The sequence below is a fragment of the Nonomuraea sp. B5E05 genome (genome assembly GCF_039880665.1).
Lineage (GTDB): Bacteria > Actinomycetota > Actinomycetes > Streptosporangiales > Streptosporangiaceae > Nonomuraea.
This window is the reverse complement of sequence record NZ_JBDPMJ010000001.1, coordinates 663,869-680,230: the sequence shown is the minus strand read 5'-3', so window position 1 is coordinate 680,230 and position 16,362 is coordinate 663,869. Positions and strand designations below refer to the sequence as shown.

Genomic DNA, 16,362 nt, shown 5'->3' with positions numbered 1-16,362 from the left:
GGTGCCTCCTCAAGGAAAGGGTCACATGGGCTGGACGCGCACGCCTTCGGACGAGGCGAGCAGCAGGCTGCGGTCCGGCACGGCCTGCCAGCCGGGCAGGTCGTCGAGCGGTTCGCTCGCCACGACCACGCCGTCCTGGTGACGGTGGACGAAGAGCGTGTCGCCCCAGACGGTCGCGGCGATGGACGCGCCGTCGCTGGCGAGCAGGTTCAGGCGGGCGCCGGGGTCCTTCTCCCCGGCGTGGGCGACGACCTCGGCGAGGGCCTCCCCGAGGTCGGGGTCGGCGCGCAGCCGCTGGAAGACGGCGGCGGCGAGCCAGGCGGAGTCGCAGGCGCTCTCGGCGCCGTCCGCGAGCGCCCTGACCGCGTCCCGTTCGACGCGGCCGTTGTGGCTGAGCATCCACCGGCCGTCGGTGAACGGCGCGGTGGCGCTCTCCTCGACCGGCATGCCGACGGTGGCGCACCGTACGGCTCCCAGCAGGCACCCCGAGCGGGCGACCTGGGCGAGCGCGGGCAGGTTGGCGTCGGCCCACATGGGGATGGCGCGCCGGTAGCGGACGGGCTCGGCGCGGGCGGGGTCGTACCAGCCCATGCCGAAACCGTCGGCGTTGACCGTGCCGTGGCGCTGCCGCCGGGGCGCGTACGACTGGGCGAGCAGGCCGTGCTCGGGCTCCTGGATCAGCGTGGCCAGGGCGCGAGGGGCGCCGAGCCAGGCCGCGTGCCGGCACACTAGGCCCGCTCCGCGTCACGGGCGCAGCGGAACCCGGTGAAGATCTGCCGCCGGATCGGGTAGTCCCAGTTCCTGAACGTGGTGCGGATCGCCGCCGGGTCGGCCGCCCACGAGCCGCCACGCAGCACGCGGTACTCCCGGCCGAAGAAGACCTCGCTGTACTCCCGGTACGGGAAGCTGCGGAACCCCGGGTAGCCGTCGAACCACGTGCCGGTCCACTCCCACACGTCGCCGATCATCTGCTCGGTCCCGTACGGGCCCGCGCCGGCCGGGTAGGCCCCGAGCGGGGCGGGCCGGGCGGCGCGGTGGCCGAGGTTGGCCAGGTCGGGGGTGGGCTCGTGGTCGCCCCACGGGTATTTCCGCGCCCGGCCCGCCTCGGGGTCCCAGCCGCAGGCCTTCTCCCACTCGGCCTCGGTGGGCAGCCGCTTGCCGGCCCAGCGGGCGTAGGCGTCGGCCTCGTACCAGGACACGTGCTGCACCGGCTCGTCCATGGGCACGGGCTCGGTGCGGCCGAAGCGGGTGCGGTGCCAGGCGCCGCCGTCCCTGGTCCAGAACAGCGGGGCGAAGACGCCCTGCCGCTGTCGCCACTCCCAGCCTTCCCTGGTCCACCAGCGGGGGTCGTGGTAACCGCCGTCCTCGATGAACGCGGCGTAGGCGCCGTTGCCGACGGGCAGCCGGTCGATCCAGTAGCCGGGCAGGTCGACGCGGTGGGCGGGGCGCTCGTTGTCGTAGGCCCACGGCTGGGTGTCGGTGCCCATGAGGAAGGGGCCGCCGGGCACGTACACCTCGTCCTGTCCCGCGGTGCGGGCCGGCGGCAGGTGCCCGTCGCGCACCAGGCCGGGCTCCTTCGACAGTTGCAGCGTGGCCAGCATGGTCTCGTCGTGCTGGTGCTCGTGCTGGATGACCAGGCCGAAGACGAAGCCGTCGCGGCGCAGCGGCGCGGGGTCGTCGAAGTCGATGGCGTCCAGGACGTCGAGGACGCGGCCGCGCACGCCCTCGATGTAGCGGCGCGCCTCAGCCGGTCCGAGGATGGGCAGGCTGGGGCGGTCCTTGCGCGGGGTCTTGAAGGCGTCGTAGATGTCGTCGATCTCGGGCCTGAGCGGGGTGATGCCGCCGGCCTCGCGCAGCACCCACAGCTCCTCGTAGTTGCCGACGTGCGCGAGATCCCACACCAGGGGCGACATCAGCGGTGAATGCTGGCGTACGAGCAGGTCGTCGTCGGCCTCCGTGTAGGTCAGGGACCGGCTGCGCACCGCGAGCAGATCGCTTGCGATGCGTTCCTTGAAGTCGCTCATCCTCGTCCCTCTTCGGTCAGCCAGGCCGGCAGGCGCCGCCCCGGTTTCCTCACCAGATCCATCAGGTCGGCCGCCGGGGAGCGGCCGGTCGTCACGTACCGGTCGGTGAACGCCGCCACCTCGCCGATCAGGGCGGGAGTGGCGCCCAGGCGGGGCAGCGCCTCGATGGCGGCCCGGAAGCAGGCGTCCGCGGCGCGGGCGAGCCGGGGGTCGGCCAGGCCGCGGCGCGCGGCCGCCGCCCACGTCGCGCGCTCCGCCCCGGATCCTCGCCGCCACCGGGGCCCCAGGCAGGACTCGACGGCGGCGAGCGCGGCGTCGGCGGCGCGGTCGTCGCCGATCAGGGCGTGGGTGACGGCCACGCACACGGGCCAGTCCGCCGGACGCTGCGCGTCCAGGAAGCGGATCTCCAGCCAGCCCCTGGGCCGCACGGGCGGGAACACCGTGGTGGCGTGGTAGGCCAGGTCCTCGGCGGTGGGCGGGCGCTCGCGCGAGCCCAGCCAGTCGCGGAAGGTCGAGCCGTCGCGGACCGTGCGGCAGCGCTCCTCGCCCTCCCGCACCAGCATGACGCGGGCGTCGAGCAGGTAGCGGGCCCAATCGGCCACCGGGTCGGCGGACGCCGGTACGGGCGCCGTCCTGGTCGGGTCGAGGTGCTCCCACACGGCCTGGCGGCCCGACATCCATCCGCACGGCCGGCCCCGGCTCAGCGGCGAGTTGGCGAAGGCGGCGGTCAGCACCGGCCCGAGCAGGTGTGCCCGCTCCCACCGCGTGCGGGGTCGCTCCCCCAGGTCCAGGTTGACCTGGATGGACGCCGTGCAGCACATCATCAGCGCGCCGTACGGCCGGCCGAGGAACTCCGCCATCGCGTCGTAGCGCGGCTGCTGTAACTGCCGCACCGCCGGGCGCATCGGGTCGAGGCCCACGCCCGCCAGCACCATGCCGTCGCGCGCCAGGGCCTGGCGGACGGCGGCCACGTCGGCGGTGAGGCCGTCGATCGCGCCGGTCAGCGAGCCGGCCGGGCCGGACAACTCCAGCTGGCCGCCCGGTTCGAAGGTGACCCGGCTCCCGCCGGGCAGTGGCGGCAGCGCCCGCTCGACCCTGTCCATCGGGACGTGGCGGGTGGCCGACGTGCGGTCGAAGACGAGGAACTCCAGCTCCACGCCCACCCGGTCGTCACCGGTGGAGCGGAAGCACCGGAGCGCGTAGTCTCCGACCTCCGAGGCGTCTCTCAGCGGCGAGCCCTCGGCCGTGAGCCCGATCATCGTCTTGCCCTCGCGTGGCACATGGCTCTATAGAGCCGCCGGCCGCGCGAGCGTTACGGGGGAATTGTCAGGATTGTCGCCGCTGCTTGAAGGCGGACATCAGCCGCTCACGCGTGCGGCCCGACAACTTCTCCTGAGGCTGGTCGCCGACCGCCCGGATGGTGACGCGGAACTGGTGGACGTAGCGCCGGCAGTCGTCGCAGCAGGCCGCGTGGGTCTCGAATCCGGCGCGGGCGGGCGGGTCGAGGGCGTCGTCGAGGTAAGCGGTGATGGATTCCACCAGTTCGTCGCACGTGAACCGCTTCACGACGTTAACCGCCTTACCTTCTGCGTATTGAACCGTTTCACCTATTCTGGCTGCTTCACCGACTCGAAGTAACTCTCCAACAGCTCGCGGACCGCCGCACGTGCTCGATGCAGCAGCACCCGCTGGTTGACGGCGGAGATCTCCAGGATCTCGCACACCTCCTCGGAGGTGCATCCCTCCACGTCGCGCAGCGTGATCACGATGCGCTGCCGTGGGGGCAACGTCGCCAGCGCCTCGCCGATCAGGCCCCGCACCTCCGCGGCGAGCGCCTGCCCTTCGGGCGTCGGCCAGGCCGCGGGTGCCTCCTTCCAGCTGCCCGGCAGGGCCGCGTCGATCCCGTTGAACCGGGCGGGATCGACGGCCGGGCCGGCGTCCCGCTCGAAGGCGCTCCACGGCAGTGTACGGCTCTCGCGCACGCTGCGCTTCTTCGCCGTGTTCACGAGGATGCGGTAGACCCAGGTCTTCACGGACGAGCGGCCCTCGAACCCGTCGATGGCGCCGATCACCGCCAGCCACGTGTCCTGGACGACCTCTTCCGCGGAGTCGTCGGTGGAGACGTAGGAGCGGGCCACCCGCAACATGCCCCGCGCCCAGGTGTCGAGCAGCGTCGCGAACATCTCCTCGTCGCCCGCACGCAGAGCGGAGACGACGACGTCATCCGGGGGCAGCCCGCTGCCCGCGAGGGACCCCACGATCGCTTCCTCCCCGTAGCGTTGGGGACATCATCACATCCCGCCGTCCACCGCTTCCACCGGGGTCGCCTCCGCTCTCGGGATCGACATCGGACGCGAACGGCCGCTACGACATACCCGTTTTCCACCTGTGATCACAGATCATGACGGTTCCTTTGGCTGAGGCGGCCATGCGAGGAAGCGCGTCCGGCCGGACGCGCTCGCGGCACGCGGGTCAGGTCCGGTGCATGGGCGTCCAGACCGTCATCGGCCCGGCGCCGCGGTTGGCCCACGCGTAGTACGGGACGAACGTCAGATCGGCCGGGCCCGCGTGCTCCGGGTCCTGGGGGGCGGCGGCGGTGCGGTAGGGGAAACCGCCGTCGTCCTCCCGGTGCACGTGGACGCGGCCGCGCGCGGTGACCGGCACCACGTCGGCGGGCAGGCCGGCGACCGCGCTCGCGTCGCGGAGGTCCGCCGCGGCCAGGCACAGGTCGTCGACGATCACGCCCGGGTGGTCGGCCTGCTCCAGGCAGTAGACCAGCGGCCCGCGCTCGACCGCGACCTGGCCGCGGGCGACGTCGAGCCGGGGCACGGCGGCCGTCAGCCGGGGCCGGATCCCGAGGTCCAGCACCACCCGGTCGCCCGGCCGCCACGACCTGCGCACGCGGTGGTAGCCGCCCGGCTCGGCCGGCCGCCCGTCCATCCCGGCCGCGTCGGCCCAGGCGGGGATGCGGGCCGACAGGGTCCAGGGCTGATCGGGGGTCTCCCTGACCACGATCTCGACGCGGCCGGTCCACGGGTAGCCGGTCTCCACCTCCAGCAGCACGCCGCCGGCGCGCACGGTGCCGGGCGCGTAGAGGTGGAGCTGGACGCCGTCGCCGTCGCCGGTGGCCAGGTAGTGGTCGAGGGAGGAGAACAGGCGCATCACGTTCGGCGGGCAGCAGGCGGTGCCGTACCATCCCTGCCGGCCCCGGGCGGGGGCGCGCAGGTCGTCGGGGTCAGCGCCCGCGCGCACGCGCAGCGCGTTGACGTAGAAGAAGTGCTCGCCGTCGAGCGAGACGCCGGGCAGCACGGCGTTGTAGAGGGTGCGCTCGATGAGGTCGGCGAACGCGGCGTCGCCGGTCGCCAGCAACATCCGCCACGACCACTGGATGCTGCCGATCGCCGCGCAGGTCTCGCAGTACGCGGTGTCGGGCGCCAGCTCGTGGTGGCCGCCGAACGCCTCGCCGTACCAGTTGGAGCCGAGACCGCCGGTCAGGTAGGTCTTGGTGGCCACCATGTCGCGCCACTGGTGGTGGAGGGCGGCGAGCAGGTCGAGGTCGGAGGTCTCGACGGCGACGTCGGTCGCCCCCGCGGCGAGGTACATCGCGCGGACCGCGTGCCCCTCGACCGTGGTGGCCTCGGCGACCGGCACGCGGTCCTGCCGGTAGCCGGGGCCGTGGTGGCCCTTGAGCTGGATGAGCGAGCGGCCCCTCACGGCCACCTGGCGGGCGGCGAGATCGAGGTACGCGGGCGCGCCGGTCTCGCGGTACAGCTCGGCCAGGCCCATCTCGACCTCGGGGTGCCCGTCGAGCGCGTCGGCGGGGAGGTCCTTGGCCAGGTGGTCGGCGAAGCGGGCGGCGACCCGCAGCAACCTCTCGTCGCCGGTGGCGCGGCGGCCCGCTACGGCGGCCTGCATGAGGTGGCCCGCGCAGTAGAGCTCATGGCTGGAGGCCAGGTCGGAATAGCGCCGCCGGCCGGTGAGCTGGGTGTGCGTGTGGAGGTAGCCGTCGGCGCACTGCGCGGCGGCGACCAGCTCCGACGCCTGCGCGTACGACCGGGCGAGGCCGTCGTCCTCGCGCCTGCCCCGCTCCCAGGCCAGCGCCTCCAGCCACTTGTAGACGTCGGAGTCGGCGAAGATCTTCCCCCTGTGTTCGGCAGGGTGCTCCCCTCCGGCACCGCGGGCGGCCTGCCGCAGGTTGTCGAAGGCGCCGGACTCGCGCACCCGCTCGCCGCCCAGCGGGATCGTCACCTCGCGGTTGACCCGCTGCCGGGACCCCCAGAACCCGTCCTGGAGGCGGGCTCCCGTCACGGGCCGCAGGGTCACCGCCGCACCAGCACCTGGCCGCACCACCGGATCAACGCTCATGCCACCATCCTCCCTCAGCAATACATATCCAACAAGATACGAATACTTATGCACACCTTGACGCGAGTCAACCGGCGAAGCAGGCTGAATGTGACATCTATGCACGCTTGAATATTTATATGCAACGAAGGGATGGCCATGCCAGAGATCCCCGACACCGTGCTGCTCGAAGAGCGGGCCGAACTGGCGATGAACGCGGTGGCCGGACTGCCCGACACGGACCCGGACACGGGCATGGACGGCATTCCGTACTTCAGCGCCGACCTGCTCGCCCGGCCCGCGGCACTGCGGCACGGCGACTGGGACTACGGCTCCAGCCACGGCCGGCTGCTCGACGCGTGCCTGCTCGCCAGGCACATGACCGGCAAGGACACCTGGCGGGAGGTCGAGGACGGCTTCAGGCGGCGGCTGACGAGCTTCTTCGGCCCCGACGGGCTGAGCTACCGGCGGGCCCGCCCCGACGCGGGCTGGGCCCCGAACGCCAACCTCATCGACCAGCGGGCCGTGCTCCTGTCGCTCACCACGTGGTACGTGTCCGACGGCGACCCCAGGGCCAAGGAGCTGGCCGACCGGCACGTGGCCGCGCTCAAACGGATCGCGATCAAGGAGCGGGACGTCTGGTTCTACCCCGCCTCCGAGTACACCCCCGACGGCTGGCCGTCCCCTAACGCCATCGCGCTGCACCTGGCCCCCGACCCGGCGTCGTTCAGCGGCCGGCTGATCATGCCGCTGCTCCGCTACCACCAGGCGACCGGCAACGAGGACGCGCTGGAGTTGTGCGGCTGGTTCGCCCGGCTGATCGTGCACAAGAGCGGCGTCTACCACGAGGACGGCAGCTTCAACGCCGCCCGCGCCTACCGCAGCGGCCACTTCCACACCCGCCTCGGCACCCTCGAAGGGCTGGCCCGCTACGCCCGCCACACCGGCGACCACGAGCTGACCGCGTTCGTACGCCGCTCCTACGACTGGGCGCTCACCCAGGCCACCCGGTTCGGCTGGACACCCGGCGACCTCGAAGGCCAGCGCTACGAGCACGAGAGCTGCTCCCTGGTCGACCTGATCGGCACCGGCGTCACGCTCGCCCGGTCCGGGCACACCGCCTACTGGGGCGTGGTGGAGCGGTTCCTGCGCAACCACCTCGTCGAGTCCCAGCTGCTCGACCTGAGCTGGGTCGAGTCGGCCCCCGACACCTCCGGCGACGAGCCCGGCTGGGTGACGCACGTGCGGGTGGGCGAGCGGGTGCGCGGCGCCTTCGCCGGGTACGGCGCGCCCAACGACTACGTCTGCGACATCGAGCTGGGCCGCGGGCACACCGCCGACGTGCAGGCGTGCTGCGTCGGCTCCGGCCTGCGCGGGCTGTTCTGGGGGTGGAACTCCATCGTCACCGGCGACGACCGTGACGTGCGGGTCAACCTGCTGCTCACCCGGGCCACCGAGCGGGTCACCGTGCTCAGCCACCTCCCCCACGAGGGCCGCGTCGACCTCGACGTGCACCAGGACCTGCGCGAGCTGCGGATGCGGGTGCCCGAATGGGCCGGGTACGCCAAGGTGCGCGTGACCCGCGACGGCGACGGGTTCGGCGGGACCGAGACGGGGGCGTGGGCGCCCGACGGCTACCTGTCCGTCCGCGCGCCCAGGCGGGGCGAGCGGATCACCGTCACGTTCCCCGTGCCCGAGTCGACGAGCACGGAGGTCGCCTCCGGCCGGGAGTTCCAGGTGCGCTGGCGCGGCGACGACGTGATCGGCATCAGCCCCGAGGGCACCGCCCGGCCGATGTACAGCGGGCGCAAGATCCACCCCACCGCGCCACGGCGCGACTACACGCTGGCCCGGCCGGCCACGGAATGGGCCTGGTGAGCGCCATGAGCGGATGGTCCCTTCCCCCCGCTCCCGCCGGGGGCGCGCTGCACCCGTACGACCTGCGCTGCGAGCACCTCGCCACCCCGCAGGGCATCGCCACCCGCGCGCCCAGGCTGAGCTGGCGGCTGGCGTCCGACCGGCGCGGCGACGCGCAGGCCGCGTACCGGATCACGGTCCGCGCCGCCGGCGCCCCGGCCTGGGACAGCGGCTGGATCGACGGCGAGGACACCAGCGCCTGCTACGGCGGCGCGCCACTGGCGTCGTTCGCCCGTTACACCTGGCAGGTCCAGGTCCGCTCCGCGGATGGTGAGACGGCGGCGGCCGAGTCGTGGTTCGGCACCGGCGTGCTGCACCCGGACGAGTGGGCGGCCGCCTGGATCGGCCACGACCCGGAGACCCTGCCCCCGTTCGAACCGCCCGCCGACGACCGCGAGCCCCGCAGCGTACGCACCGGGTCGCTGCCCGCGCCCCGCTACTTCCGGCGCGTCGTCGACCTGTCGCCGGTGACCGCCGTACGCGTCGCGTGCACCGCCCGCGGCCTGTACGAGCTGCGCGTCAACGGCCACCGCGTGGGCGACGGCGAGCTGACCCCCGGCTGGACCGACTACCGCCACCGCGTCCCGTACCAGGTGTACGACGTCACCGGCCTGATCGGCGACGGCCCCGCCTGCGTGGGGGCGGTGCTCGCGGACGGCTGGTGGTCGGGCAGCCTCGGCTGGGACGGCCGGCAGCAGGCCCAGCACTACGGCAGACGTCCCGAGCTGCTCGTCCAGCTCGTGGCCGAGCACGCCGACGGCTCGCGCACGGTCGTCGGCACCGACGGGAGCTGGCGGGAGAGCACCGGGCCGCTGCGCTACGCCGACCTGCTGATGGGCGAGTGGTACGACGCCCGCCTGGAGCAGCCCGGCTGGGACCTGCCCGGCTTCGACGACTCGTCGTGGGCCCCCGCCCGCGTCGTCGACACCCGCCACGACGTCCTCGTGCCCGCCGCGGCCGAGCCCGTGCGCGTCACCGAGGACCTCGTGCCCGTCGAGACCCGGCGGAACGGCGATGGCCGTACCATCGTCGACCTGGGGCAGAACATCGCCGGCCGGGTGCGGCTGACGCTGCGCGGCGCCCCGGCCGGCACCCGCGTCACGCTGCGCCACGGCGAGACGCTCGACGACGGCGGCGGCCTCTACACCGCCAACCTGCGCTCGGCCGAGGCGACCGACCACTACGTGGCCGCGGGGCGGCCGGAGGAGACGTTCGAGCCGCGCTTCACCGTCCACGGCTTCCGCTACGTGGAGGTCACCGGGCACGCCGACGTCGACCTGGTCGGCCGGGCCATGCACTCGGACACGCCGGTCGCCGGCGAGTTCTCCTGCTCCGACGACATGGTGCGGCGGCTGACGAGCAACATCCGGTGGAGCCAGCGGGACAACTTCGTGTCCGTGCCGACCGACTGCCCGCAGCGGGACGAGCGGCTCGGCTGGACCGCCGACGCGCAGGTGTTCCTGCCCACCGCCTGCTACAACGCCGACGTGGCCGCGTTCTTCACCGGCTGGCTGGCCGACCTGCGCTGCGCGCAGACCGCCGAGGGCGCGGTGCCCGACGTGGTGCCGCACGTGATGACGGAGCGGCACGGCGCCCCCGGCTGGGCCGACGCCGCCACCGTCGTGCCGTGGCACCTCTACCGGGTCTACGGCGACGAGCGGATCCTGCGCGACAGCCTGCCCAGCATGCGCCGGTGGGTCGACCACGTCGAACGCCACAACCCCGACCTGATCTGGCGCAACCGGGTGGGCAGCCACTACGGCGACTGGCTGCAGGCGGGCGTGCGGACCTCCCGCGACGTGATGGCCACCGCGTACTTCGCGCTGAGCGCCGGCCTCACCGCCCGGGCCGCCTCCGTGCTGGGTCACGCGGACGTCGCCGAACGGTACGCGGGGCTGCGGGCGCGGATCGGGGAGGCGTTCGCAGGCGAGTTCGTCTCCGCCGACGGGCGGGTCTCGGGCGACACGCAGACGGGATACCTGCTGGCGCTCGCGCACGGGCTCGTCCCCGACGATCTGGTTCCCGCGGCCGTGGGGCACCTGGTGGCCGACCTGGAGCGGCGGGGGCGGCGGCTGACCACCGGGTTCGCCGGCGTGGGGCTGCTGGGGCCCGTCCTGTCCGCGTACGGGCACCACGACCTCGCCTACGACCTGCTGCACGACGACCGCTACCCGTCCTGGGGCTACTCGATCAAGCGCGGGGCCACCACGATCTGGGAGCGGTGGGACGGCTGGACGGAGGAGAACGGCTTCGGGCCCGTCGCCATGAACTCCTTCAACCACTACGCGCTCGGCTCGGTGGGCGAGTGGCTGTACAGCGGGGTGGCGGGGATCGGGCAGGAGGAGGACTCGGTGGGATATCGGCGGCCGCTCATCCGGCCGCTGCCCGGGGGCCGGCTGCGGTGGGCGGCCGCGGCGTACGACACGCCGCTGGGGCGGCTGAGCAGCCGGTGGGAGATCTCCGGCGGCGAGCTGACGCTGGAGGTGCGCGTCCCGCCGGGCGCGCTCGCCACCGTGCACGTGCCCACCACGGACCCGTCGTCGGTCCGCGAGTCCGGCACGCCGCTTGCCGCCGCGGGCATCGACGTGATCGAGTCGACCGGGGCCGCCTCGGTGTGCCGGGTCGGCTCCGGCCGGTACACGTTCACCGCGTCGTGGGGACGGTGACGTACCGGCCGGTGACCACGTGGGCCGCCGCCGCGGAACGCCTCGGCGGCGGCCTGCGTGACCTGACCGTGCGCAACATCGTGCGGACCACCGTGGGCGGGAGCGGCCTGCGCGTCCGGCTGACCAACGCCTTCGGGGACCGGCCCGTGACGTTCGGGCACGTCCACGTGGGCGTCCCGCTGGCCGGGGCGGCGCTGGAGCCGGGGTCGAACCGGATGCTGACGTTCGGCGGGAGCCCCGAGGTGACGGTGGCGCCGGGCGCGACGGCCCTCAGCGACCCGCTCCCCGTACGGGTGCGCCCGCGCCGCCGCCTCGCCATCAGCCTCCATGTACGCGGCGAGGCGGGCACCCTGACCGGCCGCAACCGCGCCACCGCCCCCGCCTACCCGCCGCCCGGCTTCGGCCTGGAGCGGCTGACGGGCGGTGTACTGGAGTCCGCCACCTCTCCGGCTTACCGGTCGGTCCCCGGTGACCACGCCGCCGACGAGGGCTCGGGGGCGTTCACCGAGCAGGTGGCGGTCTGGCACTGGCTGGACGCGCTGACGGTCACCGCGCCCACCCCCGTGTCGACCGTGGCGGTGCTGGGAGACTCGATCGCCACCGGTGTCGGCTCCGAGACCGGCCACGGCTGGGTGGACCTCCTCGCCGACCTGGCCGTACTGGGGTCTCCCCCGCTGGCCGTGGTCAACGAGGGCGTCTCCGGCGGGCGCGTGCTGGCGGCGGGCACCGGACGTCCCGCCGAGGCCCGCCTGACCACCGAGGTCCTGACCAAACCCGGCATCGCCGCCGTGATCCTGCTCGCCGGGCTCAACGACCTCGGGGCGGGCGCGCGGGCGGACGACCTCATCGCCGCATACGCCCGCATCGCCGTGACAGCCCGCGCCGCCGGGGTCCGCGTGATCGCCGGCACGCTCACCCCGTACGCGGGCGCGGAATACCACACCGAGGAGGGGGAACGGGCCCGGCAGCAGGTCAACGCGTACGTCCGGCACGGGGGCGCGTTCGACGGCGTGGCCGACTTCGACGCCGCCCTCCGAGACCCCGCCGACCCTGCCCGCCTGCTCCCCCGCCACGACTGCGGCGACCACCTCCACCCGAGCGCGGCCGGCCACCGGGCGATGGCCGCCGCGGCTGAGGCGCCGCTGAAAAGAGTCCACGGCACGTCCGGCCGTTGACGTCATGTGTTACGCGGGGCCCGCAGGTGCGGTCGTCAAGGTGCGCAACTCTCGGGCGGCATCCAGAGCGCGAGCCTTCTCAGGCAGGGCTTCGAGGATGCGACCGAGGGTACGGCGGCGGATCGTGCTGATCGGCCAGGCATGGGCAGTCGTCAGCGCGTGCGCGAGTCCGCCTCCGATGTCGCCCTCACTGACGAGCGTCAAAGCACGCACAAGCTCATAGTGGACGATGTTCCCGGTGAAAGTGGCCGGACAGAGAGCGAGCGCCTTGTCCACCGCGCTGGCCGCTTGCGCCGCGTCTCCGATGACGGCCGACGAATAGGCGTGTGCCCAGGCGGCGTCCCGCTCCACGAAACTCCACAGGGGCGAGGTCCGGTCACTGGCCGCGTTGTCAGCAAGCCTTTCGCACACGTCATTCAGTTCACTCAAGACAGCTCGGGTGCCGTGGGCGTCGCCCTGCGAAGCGGAGATGAACGCCCTGGCACGAAGCGCCTCCGCGAGGCCTGCGCTGGGCATGCCGTTGGCGATGTGGGCGGCCTCGCCGGTCAAGCGGGCGAGGACCGGAGCAGGCCGTCCGGACCAGAACCCGTATTCCGCCTCCCAGCCACGCACCCAGACCTGCAGGTCACGATCGCCTGCGGCATCGGCGGCACGCCGAGCCAGCCGCCACGACTGCAGTGAGGGTCTGTGCTCTCCGACGTCGCTCATCTCCAGCCCCAAGAGCACAGCAAGTTGCGCGCTGACCCGGAGCAGCCCGGCACGAACCACCGTTGAGGAGGTCCGGCGGAGAACCCGGGAGATTTCGGCGAAATCGGCTGTCACAGCGTGAATGAGCGTGCCGGGTTCCTGAGTGTAGTAGGAGAAGCCGTGCTCCCAGGCGATTTCTTCCCAGTCGTCGGCGCCGATTCCGCGATCGGCGATGGTGTCCTCGATGCCGGAGAAGAGGGTTTCCAAAGTGCCCGGTGGGATGACCGCTCCTGCACTCAACGCGGCTAGCACTTGCATCGCGGCTCGCCGATGCATGTCATCACCCTCGTCAATATCGGAGGCAGGTCTTTCAGGAGAACCCGGCGGAGTTGGTCAAGCTCTGCGGCAAAGGTGCGAAGCGCCATAAGTCGCCCGTGTGCACCATACAACTCGTCCAGGCGTTGAATCACGTCCGGCTGCACGTGTGCCAGGCCGCGTTCCCATTTGGACAGGTCGCCATGGTCGCACAGCGCTTGCGCCGCTGCTTCACGCTGACTTAGATCACTCACCTCATCACGCCAATACCGCAGCTCGGAGCCTAGAAGATGCCATGGCGAGGCGGTGGGGTCGACGGCGTCAGGTCGGCGAGGCATTTCGGCCTCCTCGTTGCTGGAGTGGTGGAAAGTCAGGCTCCACCATCAGCCTCTTGGATGTTCTCCCCGAACCCTCTCACTATGGCACTGCGCTTTTCTCCCCGAAGCGCGAGATGTCTGCTCGACATGAACTCCCTGGCCAGAGAGGCACGTAAGCATGATTCCCCGCGCAGCAATCGGAACGAGTAGAGCTACCCGATTTGCGTTTCCGGCGAGGGCTGAGGCGGCCCTGAGCGATTCAGGTGCGTACACTCCGGTTCGAGCCGCTGACCAGAACATCCGTGACGTCTTGGCGCAGGCAGCGCTCCTCCAGGATCTGAGGGGCCGTCAACTGTCGGTGCTTCGCAACACGTACCCCATATGGGACATCGACCTCGAATACGCCCCAGACCAAGTGTGGTGGACGGCTGTAATCCGCTGGACGCTTACTCTCGACATGGCGACGGCCGGAATCCTGCACACCGTCAGGCAGCCGGACGCGATCGCACTCGCTGCCGCGCTCGCCTGGCAGTCCGCCCTGGTCCTCCACCACATGCGCTCGCGAGCGTAACGGATGCGCCACTGGGAACCGTACGCACCGCGAACCCCGCGCCTGCGCGTCCACGAGACCTCCTGCTGCGGCGAGTACGACCTCGCGTCGGAGGGTGGCCAATACTTCGTCCTCCGCTGGAACGGCGACCACTACGAGGAGACCAGCCGAGGCAGGTACGGCCACGCCGTCAAGGTGTGGCTCGAAGTCACCGCAACCCACCATCACCAGGACATGACGGCGTGAACTGGCGGAGAATTTCCTGGAACTCGTCCAGGCTGCCGTCCTCGGATGGACCGGCCAGGGCGTCGCCTCGCTCGTTACATGGTCGCAGCGGCAGGGGTCCTGGCGAGCAGTCCGGGCATCGCGGGGTAGGCGTTGTGCCAGGTCGCTGATCCGGCTGAGTGGGAGCGGCAGGAACCCGGGGACGGGAAGTTGGGGTTACGAGGGCACCAAGCCGTCGGCGATGGTGAGGATGTCGTCCTCCTGACTGGACAACCAGGTGACCGTGGCGTTGGCGAACTGGAGTGCGCCGAGGCCTGCGTTTGCGATGAACAGCCGACATAACCGGGCCGCTCGCTCGTCGGACGGGGGATGGTCCGTGACGACCAGTGCGGCGGGGATGCCGTTGACCTCGTGGTGATCAGGAAGCTGCCCGGAAACGGGGCTCCCATCAGGCGGCGGGCATGACGCCGAGGGCGGTCAGGAGCATCGGCATGGCCAGCAGGATCAGCCCCAGCGCGACGGGCCCGCCCAGGACGCCGAGGGCGATGACGCCCTTGCGGAGCTGCAGGCGCCGCGAGTAGGAGATCGCCAGGGCGCCGAATCCGATCGCCATCAGCGTGAAGAACAGCACGTAACCGACTCCGGCCAGGGTGATCTGATCGGCCGAGCCCATCAGGCCCAGCGCCATGCCGAACGCCTGACCGATCGCGCCGAGAGCGTAGATGGACAGCAGGGCGAACGCGCTCCACAACACCACGCCGAGAACCGCCGGGGGAAGCACCGTGGGACGGTTGGCGATCGACGACAGCGCCGCGCCCGCGCCCACCAGCTTCAGGACGACGACGAGCCAGTTCATCACGAGAAGGCCTGATGCGTACGCGGCGTAGGGGCCGCCGTCGAAACGACCGGTCAGCTCGAAGATGACGTTGACGACGGCGAATCCGACGCAGCACAAGGCCACCAGCAGGCCGGTCACGACGATACGGGTGCCAGGTCGCACGGGAGCCGCGGCACGATCAGGAGAAAACACGGGGGAACCCATGTGACCAGTCGACATGCGTCCCGCACATCGCGTCCTCCCCTGTAGGGGTGAATTCCGGGGCAGGTCTCCCCCTGCGGTGGGAGCGCGCCGTGGTTCGCGGGGCCTCAGCAGGGGCCGGCATGCGCGGATGCGGAGTCCATGTCGAGGTGGTGGAGGGCGATGAGGAGGTCGGTGAGTTGTAGGGGGGCTCGCGGCGGTCATCAGCATCGTGTGCGTGATCGCCGTCCGCACCCACGACCAGCTGACCTCCGATGCCAGGACGACCGCCACGCTGCCGGACCCGCGGTGAGGCGCACCCGTCAGGGGACGGGCACGATCCCTCCGTCCACGCGCAGGTCGATGCCGTTGACGTAGCCGGCCAGCGGGCTGGCGAGGAACACCACCGCCGCGGCCACGTCGTCCGCGGTGCCGAGCCGGCCCGTCGGATTGGGCGCGTATTCCGCCGCCACGAGGGGTTCGAGCTCGTTCCAGTCCTGTGGCCAGCCTCGGTGGGCGGCGCCCTCCTCGAACATCCTGCGCATTCCTTCAGTGACGATCACGCCGGGGCTGACGGTGTTGGCGGTGATGCCGGTGCCGGCCAGATGGCGGGCCAGGCTCGTGGTCATGTTGACCACCGCCGCCTTGGCGGCCGAATAGTCGACGAGGTTGGGCAGCGGCGTGGTCGCCGCGCGGCTGCCCAGGTTGATGACCCGGCCCCAGCCGCGCCCCCGCATGCCGGGCAGCACACCGCGGATCAGGCGCACGGCCGACAGGACGTTGCCGTTCATCGCCGCCAGCCATGCCGGGGGGTCGGCGTCGTCCCAGTCGTGCTCCGCGACCGGGCCGGCGTTGTTGACCAGAATGTCCACACCCCACGCCGCGGCGCGCTCGGCCACTTCGGCCGCGGCGCCGTCATCGGTCAGGTCGCCGAGCACGACCTCCACCGTGCCGCCCGCCGCCCGCAGCTCTTCTGCGGCCTCGCCCGCCCGCGCGGCGTCGCGGCCGTGGACCAGCACCGCACACCCCTCGGCGGCCAGCCGCCTGGCCACGGCCGCGCCGATCCCGCCGCTGCTCGCCGTCACCAGGGCCCGCCGCCGACCAAGCTCAAGATCCATGGTTGG

At 72.3% G+C, this 16,362-nt stretch carries 13 protein-coding genes; 4 read left to right on the top strand and 9 right to left on the bottom strand.

All coding sequences use genetic code 11. The features are described from left to right. Positions 1–21: 21 nt before the first annotated feature. The 6 genes from egtC to ABGB01_RS03080 form a co-directional block, all read right to left on the bottom strand. Complete coding sequence (egtC, locus tag ABGB01_RS03105; RefSeq protein WP_347770021.1) at positions 22–729, bottom strand: ergothioneine biosynthesis protein EgtC; 708 nt, start codon at positions 727–729, stop codon at positions 22–24. Further along, complete coding sequence (gene egtB / locus ABGB01_RS03100) at positions 729–2,024, bottom strand: ergothioneine biosynthesis protein EgtB (RefSeq protein ID WP_347770019.1); 1,296 nt, start codon at positions 2,022–2,024, stop codon at positions 729–731. The genes egtC and egtB overlap by 1 nt, the downstream gene beginning before the upstream one ends. Next, positions 2,021–3,283, bottom strand: coding sequence for an ergothioneine biosynthesis glutamate--cysteine ligase EgtA (gene egtA, locus ABGB01_RS03095; RefSeq protein WP_347770017.1), 1,263 nt, complete (start codon positions 3,281–3,283; stop codon positions 2,021–2,023). The genes egtB and egtA overlap by 4 nt, the downstream gene beginning before the upstream one ends. A 67-nt stretch (positions 3,284–3,350) precedes the next feature. Then, positions 3,351–3,590 (bottom strand): zf-HC2 domain-containing protein, encoded by a 240-nt coding sequence (locus tag ABGB01_RS03090; RefSeq protein ID WP_347770015.1) that lies wholly within the window; start codon positions 3,588–3,590, stop codon positions 3,351–3,353. Between the two features lie 41 nt (positions 3,591–3,631). After that, positions 3,632–4,282, bottom strand: a complete 651-nt coding sequence (locus ABGB01_RS03085) for a sigma-70 family RNA polymerase sigma factor (protein WP_347770013.1) — start codon at positions 4,280–4,282, stop codon at positions 3,632–3,634. Between the two features lie 214 nt (positions 4,283–4,496). Then, complete coding sequence (locus ABGB01_RS03080) at positions 4,497–6,389, bottom strand: beta-L-arabinofuranosidase domain-containing protein (RefSeq protein ID WP_347770011.1); 1,893 nt, start codon at positions 6,387–6,389, stop codon at positions 4,497–4,499. Between the two features lie 138 nt (positions 6,390–6,527). On the opposite strand from ABGB01_RS03080, the gene ABGB01_RS03075 reads away from it, so the two are divergent. Genes ABGB01_RS03075 through ABGB01_RS03065 form a run of 3 tightly spaced genes read left to right on the top strand, consistent with a single transcriptional unit; the run spans position 6,528 to position 12,126 of the window. After that, entirely contained in the window at positions 6,528–8,246 is a 1,719-nt protein-coding gene (locus ABGB01_RS03075; RefSeq protein WP_347770009.1) for a hypothetical protein, read from the top strand. A 5-nt stretch (positions 8,247–8,251) separates the two neighbouring features. Next, entirely contained in the window at positions 8,252–10,951 is a 2,700-nt protein-coding gene (locus ABGB01_RS03070; RefSeq protein ID WP_347770007.1) for a family 78 glycoside hydrolase catalytic domain, read from the top strand. Continuing rightward, positions 10,948–12,126 carry a GDSL-type esterase/lipase family protein gene (locus ABGB01_RS03065; RefSeq protein ID WP_347770005.1) on the top strand — a complete coding sequence of 393 codons (1,179 nt, stop codon included), beginning with the start codon at positions 10,948–10,950 and terminating at the stop codon, positions 12,124–12,126. Before ABGB01_RS03070 ends, ABGB01_RS03065 begins: the two co-directional genes overlap by 4 nt. 9 nt (positions 12,127–12,135) lie before the next feature. Here the strand turns inward: ABGB01_RS03065 and ABGB01_RS03060 are convergent, their stop codons facing one another. Continuing rightward, entirely contained in the window at positions 12,136–13,149 is a 1,014-nt protein-coding gene (locus ABGB01_RS03060; RefSeq protein ID WP_347770003.1) for an XRE family transcriptional regulator, read from the bottom strand. An 870-nt stretch (positions 13,150–14,019) separates the two neighbouring features. On the opposite strand from ABGB01_RS03060, the gene ABGB01_RS03055 reads away from it, so the two are divergent. Further along, the gene (locus tag ABGB01_RS03055) at positions 14,020–14,241 is read left to right on the top strand and encodes a hypothetical protein (RefSeq protein ID WP_347770001.1); all 222 of its coding nucleotides are present in this window, start codon (positions 14,020–14,022) and stop codon (positions 14,239–14,241) included. Positions 14,242–14,668: 427 nt separating this feature from the next. On the opposite strand, the gene ABGB01_RS03050 is transcribed toward ABGB01_RS03055, so the two are convergent. Together ABGB01_RS03050 and ABGB01_RS03045 are read right to left on the bottom strand one after the other, a co-directional pair. After that, entirely contained in the window at positions 14,669–15,196 is a 528-nt protein-coding gene (locus ABGB01_RS03050; protein ID WP_347769999.1) for a hypothetical protein, read from the bottom strand. A gap of 365 nt (positions 15,197–15,561) precedes the next feature. Further along, entirely contained in the window at positions 15,562–16,356 is a 795-nt protein-coding gene (locus tag ABGB01_RS03045) for an SDR family oxidoreductase (RefSeq protein WP_347769997.1), read from the bottom strand. Positions 16,357–16,362 lie beyond the last annotated feature (6 nt).

Coding starts and splice junctions, on each gene's coding strand:
- egtB (WP_347770019.1), bottom strand. CDS start 2,024: ATGAGCGACTTCAAGGAACGCATCGCAAGCGATCTGCTCGCGGTGCGC.
- egtA (WP_347770017.1), bottom strand. CDS start 3,283: ATGATCGGGCTCACGGCCGAGGGCTCGCCGCTGAGAGACGCCTCGGAG.
- ABGB01_RS03080 (WP_347770011.1), bottom strand. CDS start 6,389: ATGAGCGTTGATCCGGTGGTGCGGCCAGGTGCTGGTGCGGCGGTGACC.
- ABGB01_RS03075 (WP_347770009.1), top strand. CDS start 6,528: ATGCCAGAGATCCCCGACACCGTGCTGCTCGAAGAGCGGGCCGAACTG.
- ABGB01_RS03070 (WP_347770007.1), top strand. CDS start 8,252: ATGAGCGGATGGTCCCTTCCCCCCGCTCCCGCCGGGGGCGCGCTGCAC.
- ABGB01_RS03060 (WP_347770003.1), bottom strand. CDS start 13,149: ATGCATCGGCGAGCCGCGATGCAAGTGCTAGCCGCGTTGAGTGCAGGA.
- ABGB01_RS03055 (WP_347770001.1), top strand. CDS start 14,020: ATGCGCCACTGGGAACCGTACGCACCGCGAACCCCGCGCCTGCGCGTC.
- ABGB01_RS03045 (WP_347769997.1), bottom strand. CDS start 16,356: ATGGATCTTGAGCTTGGTCGGCGGCGGGCCCTGGTGACGGCGAGCAGC.